Annotated in this window: 27 protein-coding genes; 4 read left to right on the top strand and 23 right to left on the bottom strand. The window is 45.5% G+C overall.

What is annotated here, in order from left to right; genetic code table 11:
- Positions 1-18 precede the first annotated feature (18 nt).
- The 9 genes from AC1DFM_RS08370 to AC1DFM_RS08410 form a co-directional block, all read right to left on the bottom strand.
- Entirely contained in the window at positions 19-2337 is a 2319-nt protein-coding gene (locus AC1DFM_RS08370) for a PSD1 and planctomycete cytochrome C domain-containing protein (protein ID WP_477076258.1), read from the bottom strand.
- A 257-nt stretch (positions 2338-2594) separates the two neighbouring features.
- Entirely contained in the window at positions 2595-3179 is a 585-nt protein-coding gene (locus AC1DFM_RS08375) for a 4'-phosphopantetheinyl transferase family protein (protein ID WP_477076259.1), read from the bottom strand.
- A complete protein-coding gene (locus tag AC1DFM_RS08380; protein WP_477076260.1) occupies positions 3176-3430 on the bottom strand; it encodes an acyl carrier protein in 255 nt (84 codons plus the stop codon). The genes AC1DFM_RS08375 and AC1DFM_RS08380 overlap by 4 nt, the downstream gene beginning before the upstream one ends.
- Before the next feature lie 16 nt (positions 3431-3446).
- Positions 3447-4718 (bottom strand): beta-ketoacyl-[acyl-carrier-protein] synthase family protein, encoded by a 1272-nt coding sequence (locus AC1DFM_RS08385; RefSeq protein ID WP_477076261.1) that lies wholly within the window; start codon positions 4716-4718, stop codon positions 3447-3449.
- Positions 4711-5157, bottom strand: a complete 447-nt coding sequence (locus tag AC1DFM_RS08390; RefSeq protein ID WP_477076262.1) for a 3-hydroxyacyl-ACP dehydratase FabZ family protein — start codon at positions 5155-5157, stop codon at positions 4711-4713. Before AC1DFM_RS08390 ends, AC1DFM_RS08385 begins: the two co-directional genes overlap by 8 nt.
- Before the next feature lie 3 nt (positions 5158-5160).
- Positions 5161-5937, bottom strand: coding sequence for an SDR family oxidoreductase (locus tag AC1DFM_RS08395; RefSeq protein ID WP_477076263.1), 777 nt, complete (start codon positions 5935-5937; stop codon positions 5161-5163).
- Positions 5931-6983, bottom strand: coding sequence for a type III polyketide synthase (locus tag AC1DFM_RS08400; protein ID WP_477076264.1), 1053 nt, complete (start codon positions 6981-6983; stop codon positions 5931-5933). The genes AC1DFM_RS08395 and AC1DFM_RS08400 overlap by 7 nt, the downstream gene beginning before the upstream one ends.
- Positions 6980-7693, bottom strand: a complete 714-nt coding sequence (locus AC1DFM_RS08405; RefSeq protein ID WP_477076265.1) for a methyltransferase domain-containing protein — start codon at positions 7691-7693, stop codon at positions 6980-6982. The genes AC1DFM_RS08400 and AC1DFM_RS08405 overlap by 4 nt, the downstream gene beginning before the upstream one ends.
- Positions 7684-8823 carry an NAD(P)/FAD-dependent oxidoreductase gene (locus AC1DFM_RS08410; RefSeq protein WP_477076266.1) on the bottom strand — a complete coding sequence of 380 codons (1140 nt, stop codon included), beginning with the start codon at positions 8821-8823 and terminating at the stop codon, positions 7684-7686. Before AC1DFM_RS08410 ends, AC1DFM_RS08405 begins: the two co-directional genes overlap by 10 nt.
- 303 nt (positions 8824-9126) lie before the next feature.
- Here AC1DFM_RS08410 and AC1DFM_RS08415 point away from each other — a divergent pair, with 303 nt between their 5' ends.
- Positions 9127-9468: a histone gene (locus tag AC1DFM_RS08415; RefSeq protein ID WP_477076267.1), complete on the top strand. Its 342-nt coding sequence runs from the start codon at positions 9127-9129 to the stop codon at positions 9466-9468.
- Between the two features lie 101 nt (positions 9469-9569).
- On the opposite strand, the gene AC1DFM_RS08420 is transcribed toward AC1DFM_RS08415, so the two are convergent.
- Complete coding sequence (locus AC1DFM_RS08420) at positions 9570-10109, bottom strand: GNAT family N-acetyltransferase (RefSeq protein WP_477076268.1); 540 nt, start codon at positions 10107-10109, stop codon at positions 9570-9572.
- Between the two features lie 114 nt (positions 10110-10223).
- Between AC1DFM_RS08420 and AC1DFM_RS08425 the strand changes: the two genes are divergently transcribed.
- On the top strand, positions 10224-11486 hold the full coding sequence (locus tag AC1DFM_RS08425) for a hypothetical protein (RefSeq protein ID WP_477076269.1): 1263 nt from the start codon (positions 10224-10226) through the stop codon (positions 11484-11486).
- A gap of 62 nt (positions 11487-11548) precedes the next feature.
- Here AC1DFM_RS08425 and AC1DFM_RS08430 read toward each other — a convergent pair whose 3' ends face one another.
- The 10 genes from AC1DFM_RS08430 to AC1DFM_RS08475 all read right to left on the bottom strand — a co-directional run bounded on the left by AC1DFM_RS08430 (position 11549) and on the right by AC1DFM_RS08475 (position 18014).
- Positions 11549-12202: a hypothetical protein gene (locus tag AC1DFM_RS08430; RefSeq protein ID WP_477076270.1), complete on the bottom strand. Its 654-nt coding sequence runs from the start codon at positions 12200-12202 to the stop codon at positions 11549-11551.
- A gap of 87 nt (positions 12203-12289) precedes the next feature.
- A complete protein-coding gene (locus AC1DFM_RS08435) occupies positions 12290-13471 on the bottom strand; it encodes a glycoside hydrolase 100 family protein (protein ID WP_477076271.1) in 1182 nt (393 codons plus the stop codon).
- Between the two features lie 2 nt (positions 13472-13473).
- On the bottom strand, positions 13474-14619 hold the full coding sequence (locus tag AC1DFM_RS08440; protein ID WP_477076272.1) for a glycosyltransferase family 4 protein: 1146 nt from the start codon (positions 14617-14619) through the stop codon (positions 13474-13476).
- Positions 14619-15275 carry a PIG-L family deacetylase gene (locus AC1DFM_RS08445; RefSeq protein WP_477076273.1) on the bottom strand — a complete coding sequence of 219 codons (657 nt, stop codon included), beginning with the start codon at positions 15273-15275 and terminating at the stop codon, positions 14619-14621. The genes AC1DFM_RS08440 and AC1DFM_RS08445 overlap by 1 nt, the downstream gene beginning before the upstream one ends.
- Before the next feature lie 80 nt (positions 15276-15355).
- Positions 15356-15628 carry a hypothetical protein gene (locus tag AC1DFM_RS08450; RefSeq protein ID WP_477076274.1) on the bottom strand — a complete coding sequence of 91 codons (273 nt, stop codon included), beginning with the start codon at positions 15626-15628 and terminating at the stop codon, positions 15356-15358.
- A gap of 120 nt (positions 15629-15748) precedes the next feature.
- Positions 15749-16057, bottom strand: a complete 309-nt coding sequence (locus AC1DFM_RS08455) for a hypothetical protein (RefSeq protein WP_477076275.1) — start codon at positions 16055-16057, stop codon at positions 15749-15751.
- 41 nt (positions 16058-16098) lie between these two features.
- Entirely contained in the window at positions 16099-16539 is a 441-nt protein-coding gene (locus AC1DFM_RS08460) for a hypothetical protein (protein ID WP_477076276.1), read from the bottom strand.
- A 60-nt stretch (positions 16540-16599) separates the two neighbouring features.
- A complete protein-coding gene (locus AC1DFM_RS08465; RefSeq protein ID WP_477076277.1) occupies positions 16600-17037 on the bottom strand; it encodes a DUF3592 domain-containing protein in 438 nt (145 codons plus the stop codon).
- A 3-nt stretch (positions 17038-17040) separates the two neighbouring features.
- Positions 17041-17493, bottom strand: a complete 453-nt coding sequence (locus AC1DFM_RS08470; RefSeq protein WP_477076278.1) for a hypothetical protein — start codon at positions 17491-17493, stop codon at positions 17041-17043.
- Between the two features lie 89 nt (positions 17494-17582).
- Complete coding sequence (locus AC1DFM_RS08475; protein WP_477076279.1) at positions 17583-18014, bottom strand: hypothetical protein; 432 nt, start codon at positions 18012-18014, stop codon at positions 17583-17585.
- Positions 18015-18572: 558 nt separating this feature from the next.
- Between AC1DFM_RS08475 and AC1DFM_RS08480 the strand changes: the two genes are divergently transcribed.
- Both AC1DFM_RS08480 and AC1DFM_RS08485 read left to right on the top strand, forming a co-directional pair.
- Positions 18573-20093 carry a sulfatase family protein gene (locus tag AC1DFM_RS08480; RefSeq protein WP_477076280.1) on the top strand — a complete coding sequence of 507 codons (1521 nt, stop codon included), beginning with the start codon at positions 18573-18575 and terminating at the stop codon, positions 20091-20093.
- A gap of 255 nt (positions 20094-20348) precedes the next feature.
- Positions 20349-22184, top strand: a complete 1836-nt coding sequence (locus AC1DFM_RS08485; RefSeq protein WP_477076281.1) for an ABC transporter ATP-binding protein — start codon at positions 20349-20351, stop codon at positions 22182-22184.
- Between the two features lie 97 nt (positions 22185-22281).
- On the opposite strand, the gene AC1DFM_RS08490 is transcribed toward AC1DFM_RS08485, so the two are convergent.
- The 3 genes from AC1DFM_RS08490 to AC1DFM_RS08500 form a co-directional block, all read right to left on the bottom strand.
- The gene (locus tag AC1DFM_RS08490; protein WP_477076282.1) at positions 22282-23097 is read right to left on the bottom strand and encodes a glycosyltransferase family 2 protein; all 816 of its coding nucleotides are present in this window, start codon (positions 23095-23097) and stop codon (positions 22282-22284) included.
- Positions 23098-23486: 389 nt separating this feature from the next.
- On the bottom strand, positions 23487-24908 hold the full coding sequence (locus AC1DFM_RS08495) for a DNA/RNA non-specific endonuclease (RefSeq protein WP_477076283.1): 1422 nt from the start codon (positions 24906-24908) through the stop codon (positions 23487-23489).
- Between the two features lie 124 nt (positions 24909-25032).
- Positions 25033-25452: a hypothetical protein gene (locus AC1DFM_RS08500; protein ID WP_477076284.1), complete on the bottom strand. Its 420-nt coding sequence runs from the start codon at positions 25450-25452 to the stop codon at positions 25033-25035.
- Positions 25453-25476 lie beyond the last annotated feature (24 nt).

A 25476-nucleotide genomic window follows, 5' to 3' on the forward strand; every position in this document is an offset into this window, starting at 1 on the left:
AAAGGGTGATGGCCCCGGTTATGTTTTCGAAAGGGTTTCCTCCAGGTTATAAATAGTCGTAATGACCTGCATCATAGCTGCCCACTGTGCGTTGTCCAGGTTGGTAGCCATCGGATATTCTCCGTGATGCAGGAGTTTGACAGCATTGGCAGGTTGCTGCTTATACAACTGCTGCTGCTGATCGTAGTACTTTTGCAAAAGCGCTACTTCCTGCTGTTGCGGCGTGCGGCAAACAATCAAACGGAAAGCCTGTTCTATATTTTTCGCTGGTGTATTATTTTGTTGGAGCAGCCGCGAAGCCAATACCCTGGAGGCCTCCAGCACCGTAGGGTCATTCAGCATGATCAATGCCTGCAGCGGCGTATTGGTATTGCTGCGTTTCACTTCACACTGATCTCTGTTACTGGCATCGAAAATCATCATGGAAGGTGGTGGTACGGTACGTTTAATAAACGTGTACAATCCGCGGCGGTACAGGCTTTCATTATGATCCTGTTTGTAAGTGGCGAGGATGCCCCTGCCGGAAGTAGCCATTTCCCATAATCCTTTAGGTTGATAAGGCTTTACACTGGGGCCTCCGATGGTATGTACCAACAAACCACTGCTTTGTAACACCAGGTCGCGCACCAGCTCTGCGGGCAGGCGGAAACGGGGTCCACGGGAGAGGTAAATATTTTCCGGATCTGCTTTCTGTTTTTCTTTGGAAGCTACCGCCGACTGCCTATAGGTGGCCGACATCACCATTTGTTTCATGAGCCGTTTAATATTCCAGCCATGCTGCATAAAGTCGCTGGCGAGCCAGTCGAGCAACTGCGGATTGGTGGGCAAATCGCCCTGCATACCAAAGTCGCCCGTGCTTTTAACGATCCCTCTGCCGAAAATTTCCTGCCATTGCTGATTCACGAAAACCCTTGCGGTGAGCGGGTTGCGCTTGTCAAACAGCCAGGCTGCCAAACCGAGGCGGTTAGCAGGATATTGTTTGGTATCGAAAGGTAATACGGAATGCGGTGTTTCCGGGGTGACTTCCAACGTAGGGTTGTCGTAGTTACCACKGCCAAGGATATACGTTTTTCTGGTGGTATCCCGTTCTCCCATCACGGATACAATCAACCGGTTGGTGTCTTGCTTGTTGATGAAGTGCAAAACGCCTTTGAGATCTTCTTTGGTGATCTCCATATAAGGCGATTTGGCGTAGGTTTCAGGGCCACCTACGGAAGATTGCAGTCCGACTTCTTTTATATTATTAAAGAAGGCGAATAGTTCATAGTATTCTTTTTGTGAAAACGGATCGTATTTATGATCGTGGCAGTGGGCGCATTCAATGGTAATGCCCAGCAGGCTTTTACCGAAAGCGTTGGTGCGGTCTGATACGTATTCAATGCGGTATTCTTCATCAATAACACCTCCCTCTTCGGTGATTTTATGATTGCGGTTATAGCCGGATGCCAGCAGTTGTTCGCGGGTAGCACTTGGCATCATATCTCCTGCCAGTTGCCAGGTAATAAATTCTTTGTAAGACAGGTTTTCGTTGAATGCATGAATCACCCAATCCCGCCAGGGCCACATGGAACGGTAGTTATCGTCCTGATAGCCGTGTGAGTCGGCATAGCGGGCTACGTCCATCCAGTGGATCGCCATTTTCTCGCCGTACGCAGTGTCCGCCAGCAGTTCATCTACCATGCGTTCGTAACCTTGTGCGCTGGTATCTTTGGCAAAACGATCCATTCGTTCGGGAGAAGGCGGCAGTCCGGTGAGGTCCAGGCAAAGACGTTTCAGGAGTCTTTCATGATCCGCTACCGGGTTGGGTTCCAGCCCTTTGGTTTCCATATGCGCCAATACAAAGCGGTCTATTTCATTGCGTGGCCATTTCTCATCATTTACTTTCGGCATAGCCGGCAATACCGGCGCCACAAAGGCCCAGTGCGGTTTATATTGGGCGCCCTGCTTGATCCACTTCTCAATCAGTTTGATTTCATAACTGGTGAGCGACATGTTAGACGAAGGCGGCGGCATGCGCTGTGCGGTATCTTTGGTACTGATCCGCTGGTATACCACAGACGCCATGGGATTCCCCGGCACCAGTGCATGTGCACCCGGCGTTTCTCTCAATGCCTTATAAGCGCTGTCGGCAATATCCAGGCGTAGTCCAGCTTCCCGCTTGTTAGCATCGGGACCGTGACAAGCGTAACACTTGTCAGATAAAATGGGACGAATATTGAAATTATAATCAACTATTTCAGGTAGCTTCTCCTCCTGCTTATCGGAAGAGCCGCCACTATTACAGGCTACTAACGCCGCCAGGAAGCCGACCGTAAGTGTAACATAACGTTGGAACATAACTCGTTTTGTTAAGTACGCGTTGCGTACTCGTTTTTTGATAATCGCGGTAATTACAAAGCATGGCAGAGATGTCTACCAGTATTCAATCACTATAGCTGTTGGTTGTTTCTTTTGTCTTTAGGTAAATATCGGCCTTTAAAGCATACTATTTCGATACTATTTTGATGCAGATTGCTGTTATTTTACCTTTATGTATAAACATACGTACAATGTAGCATTTTTGAGCAAAAACAAGCACTTTTTTGGATGGGCGGTTAGTTAATATCTTCCAGTGGAGAAACAAAGATATTTTTGGGAGAAGTGCCGGAGATTTTTACCATCCCTGCATATTTGCCGTGATGACTAACGGAAACCGGCCAACGTTCACCGCTATAACAGTCATGAATATACGGAATACCGTATTCATCTTTTTGAAATAATTCAGTAGCCGGTAATAAATGCTGCCAGCCGGGTTTTACCTGGTAATGGGTCACCGCCGTTAGCTGCTGTAGTAACGCTGGTGTAACCGCCGCCAATGTATGAATACCTGATCCTATCCGGTGGCTTTGGAAATAATAGCGCTGTTGTTGATAGATTACTTCACCTGCTGCTGTAGCATTTGGGGAGAAATAGCAGGCGAACTGCTGTGGTGCAAACTTTCTCTCGCGGGTAATACGATGAATGATTTTATAGACGGCTTCCTTGCAGCTCCAGAGCAACCAGAGCATCACCTCCGGATGCGCTGCCTTTTCAATCAACACTTTTTCATGGGGCAAAAATAATTTGTCCCGGAAACCCTTGCGGTGGATATTGCTTTCCCGTTCCGCCAGGTGCAGATCTACCATATCATTGCCGATCACTTTTCTTTCAGCTTTGCTTCCACAATATCCATGGCGGCCTGCACATTGAGCATCCGCTCCATTTCTTCATTCTGAATAACAATATCATACTTCTCTTCCACGTCCAGTACCACATCTACCAGGTTGGCAGAATTAATTTTCAGGTCGTTGATAAAATCCGTAGATACGCTGAGCTGCGCCAGTGCTTCCTGGTTTTTTGCATACGGCCTGACTATTTCTCTTAACTGCTCAATGAATGTTGCTTGTTCCATATGTTTTCGTTTATGCTTATCCGTATTTTTTTAAAATGACACATGCGTTGACATCTCCAAAGCCAAAGCTGGCCTTGGCTGCCAGTTGCAGGTCTTTGTGTAACAGCTGTTGCGGAATGCGTTCCGGATCTACCATGGCGGCTACTTCCGGGTGCAGGTCTTCACAGTTAATATTCGGACATACAAATCCCTCTTTCAGCTGCAGCGCCACAGCCACCAGTTCTATACTCCCTGATGCGCTCAAACAATGGCCTACCATTGATTTCAGGGCATTAAGATAAGGAAAATCTTTACCGCTGCGTCCCAACGCCACGCTCCAGTTGCGCACTTCTTCTGCATCTTTGCCGGTGGCTGTGAGGTGTCCGTTAATCAAATCGATGTCGGCGCCGCTAACGCCCACCTGTTGCAATGCTGCGCTGATGCAACGTTGTACCGCATCCGGGTTGGGGGCTGTCATGCTGCCACCATTGCGTTGGCCGCCAGAGTTGATATGTCCGCCCAGTACTTCTGCATAAATCGGGGCATTGCGGGCCAGCGCACTATCCAGCGATTCCAGCAGCAATGCACCTGCTCCACTGCCCGGCACAATACCGCTGGCAGAAGCGCTTAGCGGTCTTGATCCCGCCGCCGGCGTTTCGTTATGTTTAAACGTGCTTACTTTCATGGCATCAAAGCCGCCCCATATATAAGGACCGCTCTCGCTGGTACTGCCTGCCAGCATACGTTTGGCGTGACCATACTTAATCCGTTCATACGCCAGTAATATACTTTCGGCGCCCGTCGTACAGGCGGAAGAGTTAGTAGTTACCTGATTGCCCAATCCCAGTTTGCCTCCCAGGAAAGCGCTGATACCACTGGCCATGGTTTGTGTAACCGCAGTACTGCCCAAACGCCTCACCTGTAAATCGTCGACTTTGTAAATGGCTTCCCGGAATTTATCTATACCGGAGGTACCGGCGCCAAATATGGTGCCGCTATCCCAATCAGGCCCGTCAGTAGCGGGCAATGGCAGTTGTGCGTCTGCCCACGCCTGCATACCGGCAATAACGCCGTAGATAATACCAGAGCTTTTCAGTTGCTTTAACTCCAGCTCATCAAAATATTGTTTTTGCAAATCGTCCGATACCGGCGGCCGTCCGGCAATACAGCAGGAAAACTGCAGATCAGCCAACTCCGCTTCATAACGGATACCGGATACACCGTTTTTGATGGCATCGCGGAAATCCGCTATGCCAACACCATTCGGCGATACTACGCCCAATCCTGTTATTACAACCCTGTTATTCATTGTTGGAAGCAATCATCATTCCGGCAATAATACCATCACATACTAATTCGCCTGCTGCATTGTGCAGCGCTACCTGACACTTCAGCTTATTAAACCGGAAATATATTTTTGTAGCTGTTGCTGTTACTTTTTCTCCGGGGTACACCGGTTGGTAAAAATCCACCTGGGTGGAGGTCATAGCCACTGAAGGGATCTGCTGCTGTATCTTATCTCTCCATAAATAAATACCCAAACAGGCTACGCCTATCTGTGCCATTACCTCTGTGAGCAATACACCGGGCGTTACCGGATGTCCTTTGAAATGCCCCTGGTAACAGGGCAGGTCTGCTTTAAATATATACGTGCCCGTTACCTTCTCTTCATCAATATACTCCAGCGCATCCACAAATAAAAAGGGAGGCGCATAAGGCAAATGCAATAAGATCTCTTCCTTCGTCATAATTTAATGAATATGCAGTCCGCCATCTACCGGGATGATGGCGCCATTGATCCAGGCCGCCTCGTTTTTACATAACAGATATACCACATTGGCCACATCTGCTGGTGTTGTCAGTCGCTGAAAAGGATTATGTTCCTTCCCGTAAGCCAACAGTGCGTCGCTGCCGGGAATTCGCTGCAAAGCTGCGGTATCAGTGATCCCCGCACGAATACAGTTAGCGCGGATACCAAAAGGCGCAAACTCCAGCGCCATGCTACGCGTAATAGCTTCCAGCGCCGCTTTGGCGGCAGATACCGCTGCATAGTTGGGCACCGCCCGGTAACTACCATCGCTGGTAAAAGACAGGATACGCGCATCGGCTGTAAATAGTTGCCTTTGCAATACTGCTGCCGCCCACTCATACAGGCTCACCGCCATATATTGAATGGTAGTATTTACATCATCTCCCTGCAGATCCGGCATGGGCTTGAGATTGCCGCGTGCAATGCTGTGCAGCAAACAACGCACACGCCCTGTTGCTCCCATAGCTGCCTGTAGCTGTGTTAATACCTCCGTGCGTTTTTCCGGATTCAAAACATCTACGTTAAAGGAAAGCACCTGTACACCAAGGGCTTTGATATCTTCCAAAGCTTCCTCAATGGCAGGTAATTCTACGCGGGTATTACGATGCACCACACAGATATTCATGCCATGTGCTGCCAGCTTACGCGCCGACGCCAGCCCCAATCCGGAACTCCCCCCCAATATTAATGCCCAGCAGGCATCAAACTCTTTTACCATTGTAATAAAATTCGCTGTGCGGAAAACCCTGGCCCAAAACTCAGCATCAATCCCTTGTCTCCCTTGGGAAGGGCTTTGTCCATAAATCGTTCCAGTACATATAACACCGTGGCGCTGGACATGTTGCCGTATAAACGCAAAATTTCTTTCGTGTCGTCCAGTTTCTTGCCCATATTACGAAACAGCTCTTCTACCAGCTGAATAATTTTTTTGCCACCCGGATGAAAAATGAGGTGATCAATATCCGCTATCGTCAGGTTATTTTTAGCCAGAAAGGGATGCACAATATCCCCAAAGTGTGCCTCAATTTTCTCAGGTACTTCTATATCTAACACCATTTTTAAACCGGTATTAGAGAGATGGAATCCCATCAGGTAATCGGCGTCATAGAAATGATACATCTCTTCTGCGAGGATTTCCGGACCGGCATCTTCCACATGCGACGATAAAATAGCGCAAGCGGCGCCATCTCCAAAGATAGCGGCACTCACCACATTGGCCATCGAAAAATCACCGAGTTGAAAGGTAGCGGTGGGTGATTCTACCGCCACTACCGCCGCGCGTTTGCCGGGATTGGCTTCCAGCATTTTCTTGGCGTAAATAATGCCCGATACACCGGCCGCACATCCCATTTCGGTGACGGGCAATCTTACAATATCCTGCCGCAACTGCAATTCATTGATAAGATATGCATCCAGCGAAGGAATCATGATACCCGTGCAGCTCACCGTAATAATATAGTCGATGTCCGTGTTTTTCAATCCGGCCTTCTGCAGCGCGCTTTGTAAGCAGGTTCGTCCCAATACAATCGACTCCCGCATATAAATATTATTCTTCTCTTCAAAAGATGTTTTGGCAAACACTTCTTCCGGGCCCATAATAGAATAGCGATTATCTACGCCCGCATTTTCAAAAATCTTTTTCACTTTACGGATGAAGCGATCGTCCTGACCTTGCAGCCAGATATCGAGGAATGGTAGTATTTCCGCGGTGGTTCTTGTATAGGGAGGGATAGCTTTCGCGACAGACTGTATTTTAACGCTCATAAATTATTAATTATCCATTGATAGCGGAAAGCCCATTTCCATTGCAGGGAATAAGCGCCGATATTGAGTTCTGCTGATAAATGATGTAATTCTTTTTTCTTAAATCCACGCAAAATAGAAACTTGTCCGTCTGCCCGCACCATACTGTTTAAATTAAAGACGAGGCAAATCAATTGAAACAGGCGATACGCAATGGCACTGCGATGCAGATCATTCACCACAATACCAATGCGCGCCTGTTCCCGGAATATGGTCATCAGATGGCGGATCTCCGCTTCTGTAAAATGATGTAACGTCAGCGTGCATAAAATAATATCATAGCGTTGTTCCCGGAAAGCAGGCGCCATAATATCCTGGCAATAATACTGAATATCCGGGTATTGGCGGGATAATTCCCGTGCATACGTTACCGTAGTGAGATTAGCATCTATACCTATCAGTTCAAATTTCCGGTTTATTTTTTTTCCGTAAGAAGATAACTGCCGGAGCATGTCTCCGCTGCCACAACCTACATCTACGATGCTGATAGTTTGATGGGCAGGAATATCTTTGAGTAGTGCAGCCACACCTTTTACCGTGATGCGGTTACCACCCAGCAGCTGATTGATTTGTGCTATTTTATGCAGGGTTTCTTTTAACAGCGCTCCTTCCATGTTAAAATCATCCATTATTTCTGGCGCCTGACTTCTTTGCCGGGTATCTATACGCATTCGGCGGCAGCTTTTAACGGTTTGCCATGGGTACGTTTGATAATACCCGGTAGTAAACCCGGAAATATAATTAACCCCTTCATCATGGTAGCGGATAGCTTTTCGTTGTGGAACAAGCGGGATAGTAACCTGCCGGTGCGCATACGACCGCTGAATGCTTTCCCCCACTCTTTTGTATACTCCTGTTCCATGGTCAGCCTGCCTTTCCCGGCAGCGCCAAAATACTGCAACACTTTCTCGGAGGCAATTTGCGCACTCTGAATAGCCATGGCCATGCCATTACCACAAAGCGGATGAATCAATCCGGCAGTATCGCCTGTCATCAGAATATGATTCACTACTTTTTCCTTTTCAGAAAACGACACCTGGCTAATGGTTAGCGGCTTATCAAACAACATGGTACTGTTCTCAAAAATCGTTTTCAGGTGATGATTACGATGTAATACTTCTTCCTGGTGCGCGCCAATATTTTTATAATTTTTGAAGCTCTCATAACTCACGAGGTAACAGACATTGAGGACATCATCTTCTACTTTAGATACCCCGCAATAACCACCATCGAAATTGTGCAACCCCACGGTATCTGCCGGAAAATCGCCGCGGTAGTGCGCTTTCACCGCCAGCCAGGGCGATTTCTCGTTCATAAAATTCCGTCCGAGCTTAGTATCCAGCGCCGCTCTTTTGCCGTAGGCTCCCAGCACCACCGGTGCCGAAAACACCCCGTGATCATTGGTATCTATGAAGAACCGGTCGTTTTCAAACATCACGTTAGTCACGGTATCGGCAATCAATTCCACCCCATTTTGCAGCATTTGCTGCATCAGAAACTGGTCAAATGTATAGCGACTCACCCCAAAACCTCCCAATGGGAGCTGTGTTTCCAGTGTTTTGCCGTAATGATCTGAAATAATTAACCGGTTAATCCGGGAAGGTTGTAATGGGGCAGGATCTGCCCCGAGCGATTGTAAATAAGGTAATACTTCATTGGACACATACTCTCCGCAAACTTTATGCGAAGGATAGGTATTTTTTTCAATAATAGTTACCTGTAAGCCGGCCTTCGATAAATGAATAGCGCTGCTAAGGCCTGAAAGGCCGCCTCCGATAATAATAACATCTCTAGATCCCATACCCCTACGGTTAAAACAATAACAAGCTCCGACACAACAAAAACGGTAGCTCTTCTCAATATAATGAATTTACGGCTGATAATGGCAGCGAAAAATAAGCCCGACACATCGTACTAACAGTACCGACTATACGAAAACAATTTTCGGTACCCATCTCCCAGAATACCTTCAACATTCAATAAATATATAAATTACAAAAAGTACATACATCTGTTTACCACGGCAATATAAAACTTAACATTGCCAATATTATATAATTGTTAATTTTGAAGCTAATTGTTTTTGCAAATAAATCATTTATCCATGACCGATTCCAGGAAACCGGCCGGCAAGCATCTGAAAAAGGATGCTGGTTTAAAAGTAGCCGAGATATTAACCGCCGCTTTAGGTGAATTAAAAGAAATGTTAGGGGAGAAGAAATTTAATCGTAACATCAAAAAGGCGAGCAAAGCCATGGTAGCAGGATTATCAGATAAAAAAGAGCCTGCCAAACCTAAAAAGAAAGCTGCCGCCAAAAAAGCCGTTGCTAAAAAAACTGCCGCTCCTAAAGCCACCAAGCCCAAAGTCGCCAAGCCCGAAACTGCCAAGCCCGAAACTGCCACTAAAAAGTCTGCTCCCAAAAAGGCAGCCGCTAAAAAAGCCTAAGCCAGCTATCGCCGGATAAACTTAACCTGTAGTGTCTTTATTGTTCCGCCCAATCAGGGCATGGCATCGCTATGCCGCTATGGAAGGTGCAGTAAAGATATTTACTGGTGCGGAGCCCGCAGCACCGCGTACATGTTGATATCATAGGCTTTATTATCCCACCACATCCATTGTTGCAGCAACCCTTCCTGATGAAACCCGGCCTTCTCCAATACCTTCTCTGAAGCCTTATTTCCCGGCAACACCTCCGCCTCTATCCGCTTTAACTGCAGCGTGGTAAATCCATACGCCAACACCGCCGCAATAGCCTCCGACATATACCCTTTCCCCCAATACTCCTGCATCAGCGCAAATACCAACACCCCTTTATGCCCCGGCACAAAACTATTGAAACCAATCATCCCAATCAGCTCGTCCCGCCCTTCCAACGCAATCCCCCAGCGGATACCCTGCTGGTCTGCAAAACGTTGCTTTAAAAAATCCACTACTTTTCTCACATCCGCTACTTCTTTCAGTGGCACTACATGATAATATTCCGTTACCCGTTTATCGGTTAACAGGTAAAATAAATCCGGTTGATGTATATGCTGAATCTCTATCAGGCGCAAACGCTGGGTTGGCAATATGGGGAACTGGGTCATGATAATGCAGGTCGTTTTTTCTTAAATGTAAGATAAAAAAAATTGCACCACATCACCCGGATAGGGTACATCTCCTGCGAAAAAAAGTATCTTGTTTTAAATTTATTCCACGACATGCGAAGCATCACTCAGCGTCCGGCAGCCATACTGCTGGCAGTACTTATTGGGGGTACCACTGCCGCTTACGGGCAGCAGTCCTCCTTCAACGAAAAAGGCGTTTCCAGGCCACTGCTGGAAAATTACCTCCAACACGCGGTCACCATGACCGAATTCCTGGCCGTAGATCCCTACGCGTTGGATGCGCCCTATCCCAACAAAGAAGATGATATCCGGCTCATTCATCATCTCGGCGCCAAATTCATTGGCAGGGCCATTTACCGCTGGGGAAGCGAGGCGGTGCTCACCAACAAAGACTATCTCGCCAACGCCAAACGCCTGGTACAAACCGTACAAAAAAATGATCCCGATGTCATCTTTCAGGCCGCCCTGTTTGAACAGATCACACCGCAGGTCAACACAATCCCCATTCCCGATTGGGTATTTACTGCATTGGGACTCCCTCCCGAAAACCGGCACTTCCGCTATAGCGACATGCTGAATCTTCATGGGAAACTGGTAGACCATTGGAGCAAAGACAACAGCGTTCCGGATATTACCCGCCCAGAAACACAGCTATGGTTCCTGTTCCTCGCCGGCACCTATCTGGAAATAGGCTGTGAAGCCCTCCACCTGGGACAAATTGCCCTGATTGGCATGGAAGATCCCGACCTCCACACCTGGGCCGCTTTCCTCCAAAAATTACGTGCCTATGCCAAAGACCATACCCGCCACCACTGGGTATTGCTGGATGCCCACACCCCCTCCGGTGGCATGGTGGTAAACGGAAAAAGTTTGCTCGACTTCAACTCCTTCCCCCTTCGTATCAAATCCGTTCCTGCGCATCCGCAACAGGGCGTATTGGAGATGGGTTTTACTGATGCTCTTTTCGGGAGAAGTAAAAGCGCGGTGGCACCCAGTCGCTGGCATGCCGCCCAGATGCCTTACCTGGTGGAGTTGGATAATTTTGGTATCAGCAACCATCCTGGTGTACCCGATACTACTACCATCTACCCCTGGGGTTATGATGAAATCAGCTGGTTTTATCAACAACCGGAACAGTACCGTAACGACTGGCTACACTACGCCCACAACTGGATTGCCGCTCATGATACCAACGGCCATTTACAAATGCCAATAACACGCATTGTTACACTGGGCCACAAACAGCCCAGGCTGAAGTTCAGGGCCAATACCCGCTCTGCTGGCTGCCCGGATGGGATGAATACCGAGGAAACGATTAAAGCCATCTGGCAGGAAGCAGATACGAAAAATAAATAGCGCTATAAAAACGAAAGGTGACCATATGGTCACCTTTCGTTTTTATAATGAAATCATTTCATTTATTTCTTCCGTACAAATTTAACAACCTGTGAACCGGATACCTGCGTACCTGGTACCGCTACCTGGCTGAGATCCATAGTTAGCGTCATATTATCCCCATCAATAGCGACTGTGGCATCTACAGCCGTTGAAATGTTCCCCAGGGCGCCAGTAGGATCTTCCATGAAGCCTTCATCAAAGTGAATGGTATTGCCCGTTAACTTATATGTAGAGTTGCCGCTATAGGGAGGCATTACCACATTGATTGGCATTTCTGTATTCTGGGCTGGTATACCCGGATATGTCAGGGTCATTTTCATGGTACCACTGATAGTATAAGACATGTCTGTAAAAGTCACGTTCTTATCGCCAAAAACGAAAACACCTGCGCCGTTGGTACTGATACACTCAGAAGTGGAAGTGAGCGATCCTCCCCCCTGACTTGCGCTGGTACTGGTTTTTTGTGTAAGACCTGTAAAAGTCCAGGTACCAATTATACTTGCAGTACCGCCATTTCCATTTCCGTTTCCATTACCAGGATTAGAAGGATTACCTGTTCCAGGCGGATAAACTGGATTCACATCCGGTCCGGCCATTTCAAGATTACAGGAAATAAATCCGATACTAAAGGCAGCTAACAGGAACAGGGATTTAAAAGCGCTTATCATTTTCATAAATACATGAATATTGGTATTACCAGGGATTACAGTTGCAAAGATACTACCATTCATGAGTACACGAAAACAGAATATAGCAGATACTTATCTAGTACCCGTCATTCTCATTTCTTCAAAAAAGGGTGTACGTCTTTCCTCTACACACTTTGCGGCGTACAGGTACAGCGCGGCGCTCCAGGTTTGCCATTCCTGTCCTTTTGCAGTACCATCCTGCGCTTTCAGCCATTCATTAAAGCCATATGTTAGCGTACCACTATTGGAAATTGTCACTACCCGGGTTAACTCCACCAGCTTTTCTTCCGCCAGTTTATATTTCTTTGCGGCCACCAGCGCTGCCACATAAAAGCCACAGATAAAAGGCCAGATGCCCCCGTTATGATATTCTCCCGGCAGATTATAAATAGCATATCGCTCATGCCAGTCGTAATCCCCCTGCTTCGTATAGGGAAAGAAGTTAGGCGGTAGTTTCACCGACAACTGACCACTAGCTGTCAGTGCAGCACATTCTTCTTCAATCCAGCTTACCATTTCCGCCGCCCTGGTAGGCGTTGCCAGGCCTGAGAGAATAGCCAGGCTGTTACCCAGCAAATCAAACCGCTCACTACTCAGCACCTTGTACGACCACATGGCATAATAAGGTTTATGTTTTACCACCAGCCCCTCATGTACATGCCGGTGCTGCACTCCGCCGGTAATTGTAAAACGGCCCATATCCTGCCGCACGCGGTCGGCCCGTTCGTGTTGGCCCAGCACACGCAGGTAGCTATACATCAGCGTATTTACAAACAAGCCATATCCCAGCACCCACTGTTCATCGCGCCAGTCGCTGGTAGGTTGCTGCGCCACCAGGAAACGATCCGATGGACTCTGATACTCCATCCATCGCAACGACTTATTCACCGCCTCTTCCAGGAACAAAGGCTCATCCGCCAGCTGGCGGTACATACCAGCAATCAGTAAAAATAAAGGTGTGCTATCGCTGGAGCCCAGGTCTTCTTTATCATGCACCAGCGAGGCAATATGTCCATGCGGCGTTTGGTTCTTCGCCAATGTTTCCAATACATTCCGGATACTTTTTATCAGTACTTTATTACCGGTAACGGCTACCCCAAAAAAAGACAGCAACAAATCTCTGGTATAAGGTTCGGGATATCCCCATCCTGCCGTCCGTGGCAGACCATGAAAAGGGCCGTTCACATTGTGCAGTAACACCTGCAGCGCCGCATCCCTCGCATCATTGATTGTTAACCAGGTAGATGCTTCCATGTTCAATGAATATTTAGTTTTTCATTCAACACCCGCACAAATTGCCGGGCTACCGTCTTATAATCAAATTTCTCTACTACGTGCTGTCGCGCTGCCCGTCCCAATTGCTGCCGGTACGCGTCATCGTTCATCAACCGCTGCAAATGCCGGCGTATATCATTCACATCTGCCCTATAGTCTACCGTGCGCGGGGTACCAAACACCACTTTATGATTGACCGTAAAACCAGATTCCAATCCCAGAATCACTTCATTCACCACAATCCGCTCTCCTACTTCCGCCATCAGCGCCGTTTTCCCATGTACCAGCGTATCCAGCATGCCCATCGCATGAATACCGATCACCGGCTTTCCGCAAGCACCTGCCTCTACCTGCGGCATACCAAATCCCTCTAACCGGGATGGCGCCACATAAATATCACAGGCATTGATGAGGTAAGGCATATAATTTCTGGACACAATACTGGTGACATACTGTACTTTATCTTTCACCCCCAGCTGCATGGCCAGCTCCAGGTCTGATTCATTCTGCAGCCACGTGCGCGGCTGTGGCCATACTTTACAAACATATCGCCATTTCGGAGGTACCTGCCCTTCTAACTGCGACAATGCCTGCATCGTTTCCCGGGCCCCTTTAGAACAAGCATCTCCGCCAATAGTCAACAACATCAGCTCATCATCTGCAATACCCAGCGATTCCCGTATGCTGTGCACCTGCGGATGCGTTTGGGGCAAAGGGGTAAACAGCTCCGTATTACATCCCACCGGCAACACCACAATTTTATCTCCACGGATACCATCGCGTACATACATTTCCTTCACCCATTCCGATGTTACCAATATCAGCGGCAGCTGGTTCAGCACATCCTGGTAATTGGCGATGTATCCATCTGCCACCAGCCACGGAACCGGCTGCAATCCGAACTTCTGCGGATGAAGAATCAATTGGGGCGTGTGCCCCCAATAGCCAACACCCAATACCACATCGGGCTTAAACCAACGGTAATACCATTCTTTTTCCAATGGAGAATCGTAGTGCACTGCAAATGCTTCTACGCCAATGTCCAGCAGGCCCTGGTACAATAGATTGCCTTGTGTAGCCAAACCACCGGGAGCCGGTGGGTAATCGTACAATAATAACACTCTCATCAGTCATATGATAAACTGTCCAGCCATTGCTGCGCTTCTTCCGGGCTACCAAAACGCCAGAACGACTCCGCCGTTGGTGTTGTGGCTGCCTCCCAACTATCAGTCGTAAAGCCATACGTATTTGTAACCAGCTCGTATTTCTTTTGCCAGATATCTTTCTCCAGTACATGATAAATGGTGGCTTCCGGCACCGCCTCCGGAAGATAAGATTTCAGTCCGTCTTCATAAGCAAACACCCACAATTCATCGGCCAGAATCTTTCCCTGCCGCCATAGTCCGAGTACTGCCCTGCTAACTTCTTCATGTCTTAAATGCCGGGTGTATTCCCCCTGCGGATGGTGTGTAATAATCACATCATAACGTTGCACCGGCAACAATGCCAGCACCTGCTCCTCTACTGTAGACAGCGGCAACGGTGTTTGTTCCGGGCCATCGTTCATATCTCCCAGTATGCCCTGTGCTCCGAAAAATTGTAATGCCTTGAAAAATTTAGGCGCCCTATCGGCGTCACTCGCCCTGCAAAGGCCTACTACCGTCCATTCCCATTGTGGATGATATAATATCGTTCCTCCCGCCCACAATGTTTCATCATCAGGGTGAGCAACTATCACAGCCGCGGATTTCTGGTGCTTTGTTACAGGGTTCTCTAACTTCATGGCTATCTGAATTTAACGGGAGGGTTAGTACGTAGATCTTAAAGTTACTGAAAATGCGGGAGATATTCGTGGGGTATTAGTTATGCTATAATATTCAATATCAGCGCCAACAGATGAATAAACAGGAACAAAAGACATGGGGTCAGCATCAGATAAGCTAATACTGGTCTTTCTTCCAGCCAGGCATATCTGTGAATGATATAAGTAGTTAATGCGGTATAGCTATTTATAATTAGAAGGATTACCATGTATATTCCCGGCATGAAGACATCTGTACCAATGTGGATATGGTAATTGATGAGGAGGATATCAATGATGGAACATGCGAATACGAGGTATAGGAGGTATTTCATATTTATAGATTGAAGTAATTGGTAGCATCTTCTCTCTTCGCCAACATAGCTACATACACCCTTTCCATGCATTCTTTGTAAGAGTTCCTTTCACGCTAACGTTAAACCCTCCAAACAATATCACACAAACATTCTCAATAATTCGCCTGTTACTTTTTCCATTATGCCTTTATCGCGTCCGCTTCTACTTTCTTTGCTAACCAACTCTAATCTTATTCCAAAATAAACGTGATAGGAGAGCATAAATTCAACCCGCTCATACTCAAAATCGAAATACAACGAATCAATATCATCTACCTTATTTTTAAAAGAGATATTTAACTCCCTTTCTGCATAGGCAACTACTTTGTAAAACAATTCAAAATCGCAATCATCAACCAATACTGTCTGTAGGCTATCATCTGCCTTATTTACCAAGTCATCTTGCATAATGGGATCTTTTGGTGGATTGATATGGCAGCAACTCTTCTTCATAGTACCACTAACTCATTCATACCTCCCTCATCATCATTCAATCGAATCATGTTCAGTCTGGGAAATATAGCCACATAATCACTAAAATCGAAAAACTGCCAATTAAAGTATGCTTCATGCCAACTACTAAAATCCATAAAATCGCGAACAAAAAACCTAAACACCATCTGAGACTCATATCCCTTTTCTGTGATTAACATCACCTCTTCTGTTGCTTCCAAATCGCTGAAGAAAAAACTAAAGAAATCAGCATGTGTAAGTTCTAATTGCTCTACCTGGTAAGCTCGCCAATTTGGTATTAACCATCTGACAATACGCTTATCAGACAACATTTCCATCTTATTAAAAAGCACATTAATCTCTACTAAATCGGAATAGGCAAGGAAATTTAGCATCGTTTCCTTCAGCACCCGAATAGCTTCTTCCTGTGTTAGCACCCATTGCTTGTTTTCTATACATATATCCGTAGGTTGTAATACTATGAAACAATCCGTCACTTATCCCTCTCGCAGCAGCTGCCATATCATCATTATATCCAAAAACGCCGGTATCACGCACCATAGGAAAAATAACCAGGCGCGTGCCTGTACTTCTCTCCTTGGGTTGGTCATCATCTCTGATGGATTTGCTTCATTATAACACACCTGCACTTTACTGTTTAGCTCCGGCTTCACATATTTGAACTCACTAGAGGGAGCCACCACTTTGTTACCTTCACTTGTGCAATACTCCACTATCGGGGCATATTGCGTTTGTTGATCTATATCCTCCTGAGCAAATATGTCTATAACTACCCCCTCCACATAACATCCACGCCGGCTTAGTTGCTCCGCCTGCAGGTATTCCGTCCAAAGCCGCTTTAGCAAAAGTTTTACGATGATAACATTCGGCAGTATTAACAGCATCAATTTTAATACAATGGCATACCATTCCATAGGTTAGATCACTTTACTTATAAACCCGGCGACCATATTTACAATTTTCGCAACAACTGCTGAAGATATAAAACTACCTATGACAGAAAAGTAAAAGAATCCCAAATATGGAGCATCACTCCTGACGCCAAAAAGATCCTTAAAATCCTGAATAAGAAAAACAAAAATAATGGCGGTCACTAAATTGATAAAACCATAAACTACTGGAATGGCTACCTTCTTCCATAACAGCATCTCCCCTTTTACACGCAATAACGCCAGCGTTAACAGGTATATAGGAATGCCCAGATAAACAATTTTAAGTCTTGTCAGCATGGTAAAATAATCAAAGGTTTGAACTGACTCACTTATTCCCTGACTAATAAATGTCACTAGCATGGGAATCACAGGGCTTATTATTAATTCCAACAATAAACTAACCGTTATTACTATAAAATAGTACACCTGCTTATTCATTTTTAGCGGTTTAGTTTCTTAAAGTTAATGCTAGTTGTCAGATTAAATCAAAACCTACAAGCCATATAAAATATGGCCGGATCATTACTTTATCCATTTGCATTTTCCGGTTCTCTTCTCACCTTACTTATAATTATTTGAATGACCGCAGTCACTGTAAACAATAGATAGTAATTACTCTCATTTATAAAATCTAAAAAATTATTATATAGGTCCTGTTGTAATTCCCATTCTATAAACAATATTACTAAACCATAAATCAATACTGATAGCGCCACGGCTAACCACCTGGCAGCAACATTCTGTATGTATTTATAAAGTAATTTGAGTACCAAATAATAAGCAGCATAGATTGCAAGCGATAGAATTAACATTTGGGGTATTCCAAATAAAACATAAGCCGCTATCGCAATCCCGTAATTATTTAAAAAAACACCCCATGCAATTGTAAGAAAATAACCAATCACAAGATCAGTAGTAAAGTTGGATAAATGGCCTCTTAGCTTAGTATTAGTTACCATTACTCTTAATTTGCCATTGGTAATTTCATTTTACAACCTGTATGTATATAGTAACAGCTGGTATGTTCCTGCGCATCGCTATCATAGGTGAGAAAAAGGGATACAATCACTAACATCAGGGAAACACTTCTCAAGACAACGATTTACTATTACCAGCACAGGTTAACATATAGATACAGGCATTCACGGGATTTCATTTTAAATCTTTGCAAAAGTATAAATAAACCTTCAAAATTTAATTAATAATATACCATACCACTACTTTGTATCTGCACACTCTTGAGATAAACATTTTGAGCAGTACTGCTGATAACACAGAAAATCAGCACCAGGGCGGAAAGAAAACACTTCATAGGAATAGGATACTATATAACAAATACAGCTACCAGGGCTACATTTTAATCACAAATGATGGCTAATATCTGGTCAACTGTTGCAAGCTAATACAACTTTATCAAATAGTGTATCTCTCCAAATCTTTTTTAGAAAATAACTGGTAAAACGCCGCAGGATTTTTTATCTTGTTCCCATCCCTCATCACAATAGAAACACATGAGCATGAAATACTTAAAGACAGCCTGGGGCCTATTGCTGCTATTAACGGCCAACAGCTATGCACAGCAACAGCGACCCAATATCATCTTTATCTTTTCAGACGACCACGCCTACCAGGCCATCAGCGCCTATGGCAGCAAATTGGTACAAACACCCAATATTGACCGTATCGCCAAACAGGGCGCTATTTTCAAAAATGCGCTGGTGACCAACTCCATCTGTGGCCCCAGCAGAGCCACCTTGCTTACTGGCAAATACAGTCACATCAATGGCTACACGCTGAATGAAAAAAAGTTCGATGTGGAACAGCAACTCTTCCCGGCGCTCCTGCAGCAAAACGGCTACCAAACCGCCTGGATCGGCAAATGGCACCTCGGCAACCTGCCTAAAGGATTCGACTACTGGCGCATCCTCAACAGCCAGGGCCAATACTTCAACCCCGATATCATCGGCCCCGGCGACACCACCCGCATGCCAGGCTATGTTACCAATATCATTACCTCCCTGTCGCTCAACTGGCTGAATAACCGCGATACCTCCAAACCATTCTTCCTCGTAGTGGGCGAAAAAGCCACCCACCGCGAATGGCTACCCGATATTCAAGACCTCGGCGTCTATGACGACAAAACATTTCCGCTGCCGCCTACCTTCAAAGACAACTATAAAAACCGCCTGGCCGCACAAAACCAGGACATGACCATCGATAAAACCATGCGCCTGAAAGAAGACCTGAAAGTACACGCGAACTACGAAAAAGGCATTTATGGCCGCTTCTCACCTGAACAAAAAAAGGCGTATATCAACTACTACGAAAACAAAATCAGCAAAGAGTTTGATGCACTGCACCTTTCCGGCGACGCACTGGTAGAATGGAAATATCAACGCTACCTGAAAGACTACCTCGCTACGGCGAAGTCGCTCGACCGCAACATCGGGCAGCTGCTGGATTACCTCGATAAATCCGGCCTGTCAAAGAACACGGTAGTGGTATATGCTTCGGATCAGGGCTTCTACCTGGGTGAACATGGCTGGTTTGATAAACGCTTTATCTACGAAGAATCCCTCCGTACTCCTTTCATTATTAAATATCCCGGGGTAGTGAAGCCGGGCACCACCATCCCTCAGCTGATGCTAAACATCGACTGGGCCCCTACCTTCCTGCAAATGGCCGGCGTAAAAGTGCCTGCCGATATACAAGGCACCTCCTTCCTGCCCCTGCTGAAAAATGATCCGGCAAAAGCAAACTGGAGAAAAGAAGCCTATTATCATTATTATGAATTCCCGGAGCCACACCACGTATATCCACATTTCGGCATCCGCACAGAACGATATACACTGGTACACTTCTACGGCGAATCAAATAGCTGGGAACTATACGACCTCCAACAAGATCCGCATGAAGTCAATAATCTCTACGGGCAAAAAAAATACGAAAAACTGATCGCCAGCTTAAAAGATAAAATGAAAGCGCTGATGATTACTTATAAAGACACGGAAGCACTGAAAATACTGGCACAACAGTAAACACGTCCCATGGGACGGCTATTTTTATCAAGAGATGCCATGCCACCCCGCCAAATCTTTTGACAATTAAGCCAAAAGGGCTATTTTTGCCCCCTGATTGCAGCGTTGACTGGTGAGCTGCAGGATTTAAAGTGCGTCCGAAAAATATTTCTTTAAGTTATTGATAAATAGGAAATTAAAAACTTAAGGAACCGCATCAGCAACGATGCGGTTTTTTTTATGCGGCACTTAATCATTTACGATTATTATTTAAATATGAAGACATACTTCCGGCTTTTATCATTTGCTAAACCAATTAACAGATTTGCAATCCCCTATATCATCTGCACATTGCTCGCAGTATTATTCAACACGCTAAATCTGGCGCTGCTGGCGCCTTTGCTTGATACCTTATTTACTAAAACGCCCTCCACAGATGTAACGCCAATGCCGGATAGTTACTTCAAAATATTCGAAGTTTTCAAACACTACACCACGCTTGTATCCCACAAATACGGACAGCTGACCAGTTTACAATTTGTATGCGCGGTTATTGGCATTTCTGTATTGCTGGGGAACGTGTTCCGTTACTTTGCAGAACGTACTATGGAAAGCCTGCGGATACAGACCTTGCTAAACCTGCGCAAAAGTGTATTCAATAACGTCATGAACCTGCACCTTGGCTATTTCAGTAACGAAAGAAAAGGAGATATCATCTCTAAAATCGCTTCTGACGTGCAAGTGGTACAATATACGGTAACAGGTACGCTGCAGGTATTATTTAAAGAACCTGCCAGCCTCATCTCTTTCCTGGTGATGCTGTTCCTGATCTCTTATAAATTAACGCTGGTCTCCATGCTGGTGATTCCGGTGGCCGGACTCATTATCAGCAGAATTGTCAGAACGCTGAAAGCACAGGCCTCCTCTGCTCAGGAAACTTATGGTGTAATGATTAGCTACCTGGACGAAGCGCTCCATGGTATCCGGATCGTGAAAGCATTCAATGCAGTAGATTTTATTACCAGTCGCTTTGACAAACAAAACCGCAAGTACTCAAAGATTTCCCGCGACATGGCTAAAAGACAACAGATGGCGTCTCCAGTGTCAGAAACCCTGGGAGTAATGATGGTGGCGGGTATCGTATTATATGGCGGTTCTCTGATTATTAATAACCAGGGGGAGATGGATGCATCTACCTTTATCGTGTATATCGCGCTCTTCTCCCAGGTCATGCGCCCAGCGAAGGCTATTTCAGGTGCTTTCACCAGTATCCACACAGGTATTGCAGCAGGTGAAAGGGTATTAAGCCTCATAGATGAAAAATCGCAGATTGTCAATGCACCGGACGCAACAGTTCTTACTAGCTTTGAAGATAACATCCGGTTCGAGAACGTATCGTTTTCCTATACCGATAAAACCATCCTCAATAATGTTAATCTCACCATTCCTAAAGGTAGCACCGTTGCGCTGGTAGGTCCTTCCGGTGGTGGTAAGTCCACAATGATGGACTTAATTCCCCGCTTTTTGGACCCTAAACAAGGTAGCGTACTCATAGATGGTAAAAACCTGAAGTCCGTCACGATGGAATCTCTCCGCTCCCTGATGGGGGTGGTGAACCAGGAATCTATCCTCTTCAACGATACGATCTTTAATAACATTGCATTTGCCAAGCCTGCAGCCACCGCTGCTGAAGTCGAAGCGGCAGCCCGGATTGCCAATGCACACGAATTTATTTTGAATACGGAAAACGGCTATGAGACTAACATCGGGGATAAAGGCTCCAAACTGTCTGGTGGACAACGTCAGCGTATCTGTATTGCCCGGGCGGTACTCTCCAATCCACCGTTGATGTTGCTGGATGAGGCTACTTCTGCATTGGATACCGAATCCGAAAAAATGGTACAGGATGCCCTTAATAATCTCATGAAGAACCGTACCTCACTGGTAATTGCTCACCGCTTGAGCACCATTCAAAATGCAGATCTCATTGTAGTGCTGGACAACGGACAAATTTCCGAACAAGGTAACCATCAGCAGCTCCTTAATAATAACGGTATGTACAAACGCCTGATCGATATGCAGACGTTTATCAGCACGGAAGAAGAAGCATAAGCCAGCAGACTTAAAGCTATAAAAGCGAATGACCAGAGCGTATGAGTAATAAATACCCGCTCTGGTCATTCGCTTTTATAGCTTTATACTTTATATTTTATACTCCTTCTGTAGCCAGCTGATGGTGGTAACCATTGGAGCAATAAGCAATCTTTTGATTTAAAGTATCCAGGTAAACCCGGTAATTAACATTTTCGTGTACGCGTGAACTAAACGGATGATGTAAATGATAACAAACTGCTTTTAACTTCACTTTCTTCTGATAAAGACCAGAATTGATAAAGCGGGCAGCCAGTTCAATATCTTCATGTCCCCAACCCTTGAGCTCGTTATTATACCCATTTACCTTCAAAAAGTCCTCACGCCAGAAAGCACAATTACAGCCAATCCAGTTTCTCGAACGCTTTGTTTTCTTAATCACCAATGGGGCCAGGAATGGAATGCGAAGCGAATTAATCCGGTTACGTACCCCTTTACTAAAKGTTGACACTGGCTCAAAATTACCACTTACCAAACATCTCTTTGTGATCTCCTCTGGCAGCAATACCCTGCTACCCCGGATAAAATACCCTCTTTCTGCTTCACTGATATGATCCTTTATAAAAAGCTCATGCATCACAATGTCGCCGTCGATCTGGATAATATAATCTGATGATGTTCCAGTAATGGCCTGGTTAATGATAATCGTTTTTCGAAAACCCTCATCCGGATGCCAGAAATGCTTAACCGGAATGGACGTCTTCTGTCTGAAAGCATCTACAACAGCCCTGGTAGATTCTCCGGAGCCATCATCCGCGATGATCACTTCATCGGGGAGCACGGTTTGAACCAGTACACTTTCCAGCACCAGCTTTAAGGCTTCCGGCCAGTTGTATGTTGTAACAAGTAAGGCTACCGACACTCTTTCCTCCATATTGATTAAATATAAATTTAATGTTTAAAATGCTCACGTCGCTATCTTTCCATTGTATAACGCTCCTTTATAGCTATTTATTACGCAGTATGCCTCTCTATCGTGTGCCTGGATAATTGCACTTTTAGTCTTCTTTTACTCAGGAAATGTGTAGGTCCATTCCGCTATAAATTGGTCAGTTATACTTTAAGTTAGCTTATTACTTATAAACGTTTCAAGGATACAATAAGTTACAAGTTGCTACAGACTTTCAACAAAATTGTGCCAAACTGGCCATTCTAAAACTTATCATGACTATTTTATGGTTAAAAGGGTTTAAACTATAAAAACATAATAATTTTATGCAATTTATAACATAATTATCATAACCACATAATATTTTTTCATCATTACTCCCCCCCATCGACCTTCTTCATCAGCTCCTGACGCACTGCCAGTGGCACTTTATCCAATAATTTGTATTTGGTCACTTTTTCTATTTCTTCTAAAGAAGTCAGGTAAGCAGACCATTTCGTATTCACATCATTCCGGTTCGGTGTATTCACCGCAATAATGCGTGTATTTTTATTGATACGCTTTAAGTCGTTACCTCCCTCTGGTAAAACAACCATAATTTTCCAGATATGATCCGGCACATTCACCCGGTTACGATCTATTGCTTTCGCCACTCCTTTGCTGCCAATACCACCACTGCCATAACTGCCCATGATCACATACACCTCATTGCCATCCATTACCAGTTCCCGCGTATAATCTTCCAGATTCTTCCACAAATGCTGATTATGATAAGGTGCCTGCGGAATCATATTCGTCATCAGGAATGTAGCCTCATTAGCAGCCCTGGTGGCAGTACGATCGCCGGAAGGACAATTATGGCCACGGTCAAAACCACTGCCAATATAACTGGTCTGCGATACCTGATACCAGTCGCCAGGCAGATCTGCATCCGGCCTGAAATCATTGGCCCTGGCCATTTTCCCAAGATCCCGGCGCGACACGTGCCAGCTGACCCAATTAGGCGTTCCTTTCTCACTATTATAGGATAACTTGTAATACCCTTTATCCATCAGGTAGTTATTGGCCATCACCAATGATGCTACTGCTTCACTCGGATTACCCAGCAACATATTATCATCGTCACCATCCGCAGGCTTGGTAACAGGCGTACCCGTTTCCACCTTTCCTCCAGCTGTTACCCGAAATACATCAAAATTCAGCCTGCTATTACCTTTGTCCGTTTTACGGATATCAAAACGGATGGTGCGGGTAGCCGCCACCGTAAAAGTAGCAGTACGCAAAACCGTGGAAGTAACACTCACGGCATCCCCTACACGAAAATAACTCTGCCCCTGGTTAACAGATGCCCACAATTCCCACTCTCCTTTTTCGTCGGCACCATATAAGGCATATTTTAGTGTAACCGTTACCGTTCCACTCACTGCAATATCGAAATTCATTCCTGCCATACCCGTGTTGCGGATACGCAACGCCTGATCACCAGTTTTGTGATCTTCCTCCAGTCCACCGGTTACTGCATCCTTAAATTTCCAGGTACCACTGGATAAAGCAACCTCCCCATTGTTATAATTAGTTTTAGACCCTGCCTCAAAGTCTTCCGCCAGCAAAGGAGTAACATTACGTGGCTTGCTATTTTTTTTGTGAGATGTTTTCCGGGTAGTATGCTTCTCTTTAACGGGCTTATCTCCCGCGATTTTCCGGGAGCAGGTTGTTACTGCAAAAGCAGCGATAGATAGTATAACAACAACGGCTAAACTACTGAATCCTTGATTCTTCTTTTTCTTCTTTGGCATAGTAAATTCGAACGGCCGCGAAGATAATGGAAAAAGAAGAAGCGTATATTAGAAAAGCAAAAAGCTATTGAAGCGAGTGATATACGCTTCAATAGCTTTTTGCTTTCCGCTTTATGCTTTCAGCTCAATAGAACAATTGTGACAACACATTTGCAGCGTCATTCGTTTTGGGCTTCAGCCCCAGAAACTTGGTATATTGACTCAGCGTCAATAATGTTTTCAATTTCGAAAAAATACCTTTTTGCAAGCCTCCGAATTTCGACGTATAGGCACTGGGGTTAGATTGCTGCAGCGGTAGTATCGCTGCTTTCTTTTTCAGAAAACCCGTCAGCAAATTCTGTACTTTCGGTTGCTGCGCACCAGTGAGTGCCAATGAAGGTGTGAGCTGCCCCATAATACTGCTCGCAATACTGYCTACATCAAAGGAATTACCAGTGGCTACACTACCAGCCGTTTTTTTAGCCTGGTCTAAAATACTTTGCGCCTGCACGGAGGCGACGCCCAGAAAACAAACACATGAAATGGCAAGAACAATTCTCTTCATGACGGGGGGATTTTAAATAGTGGA

The organism is Chitinophaga sp. 05T412, from assembly GCF_056396465.1.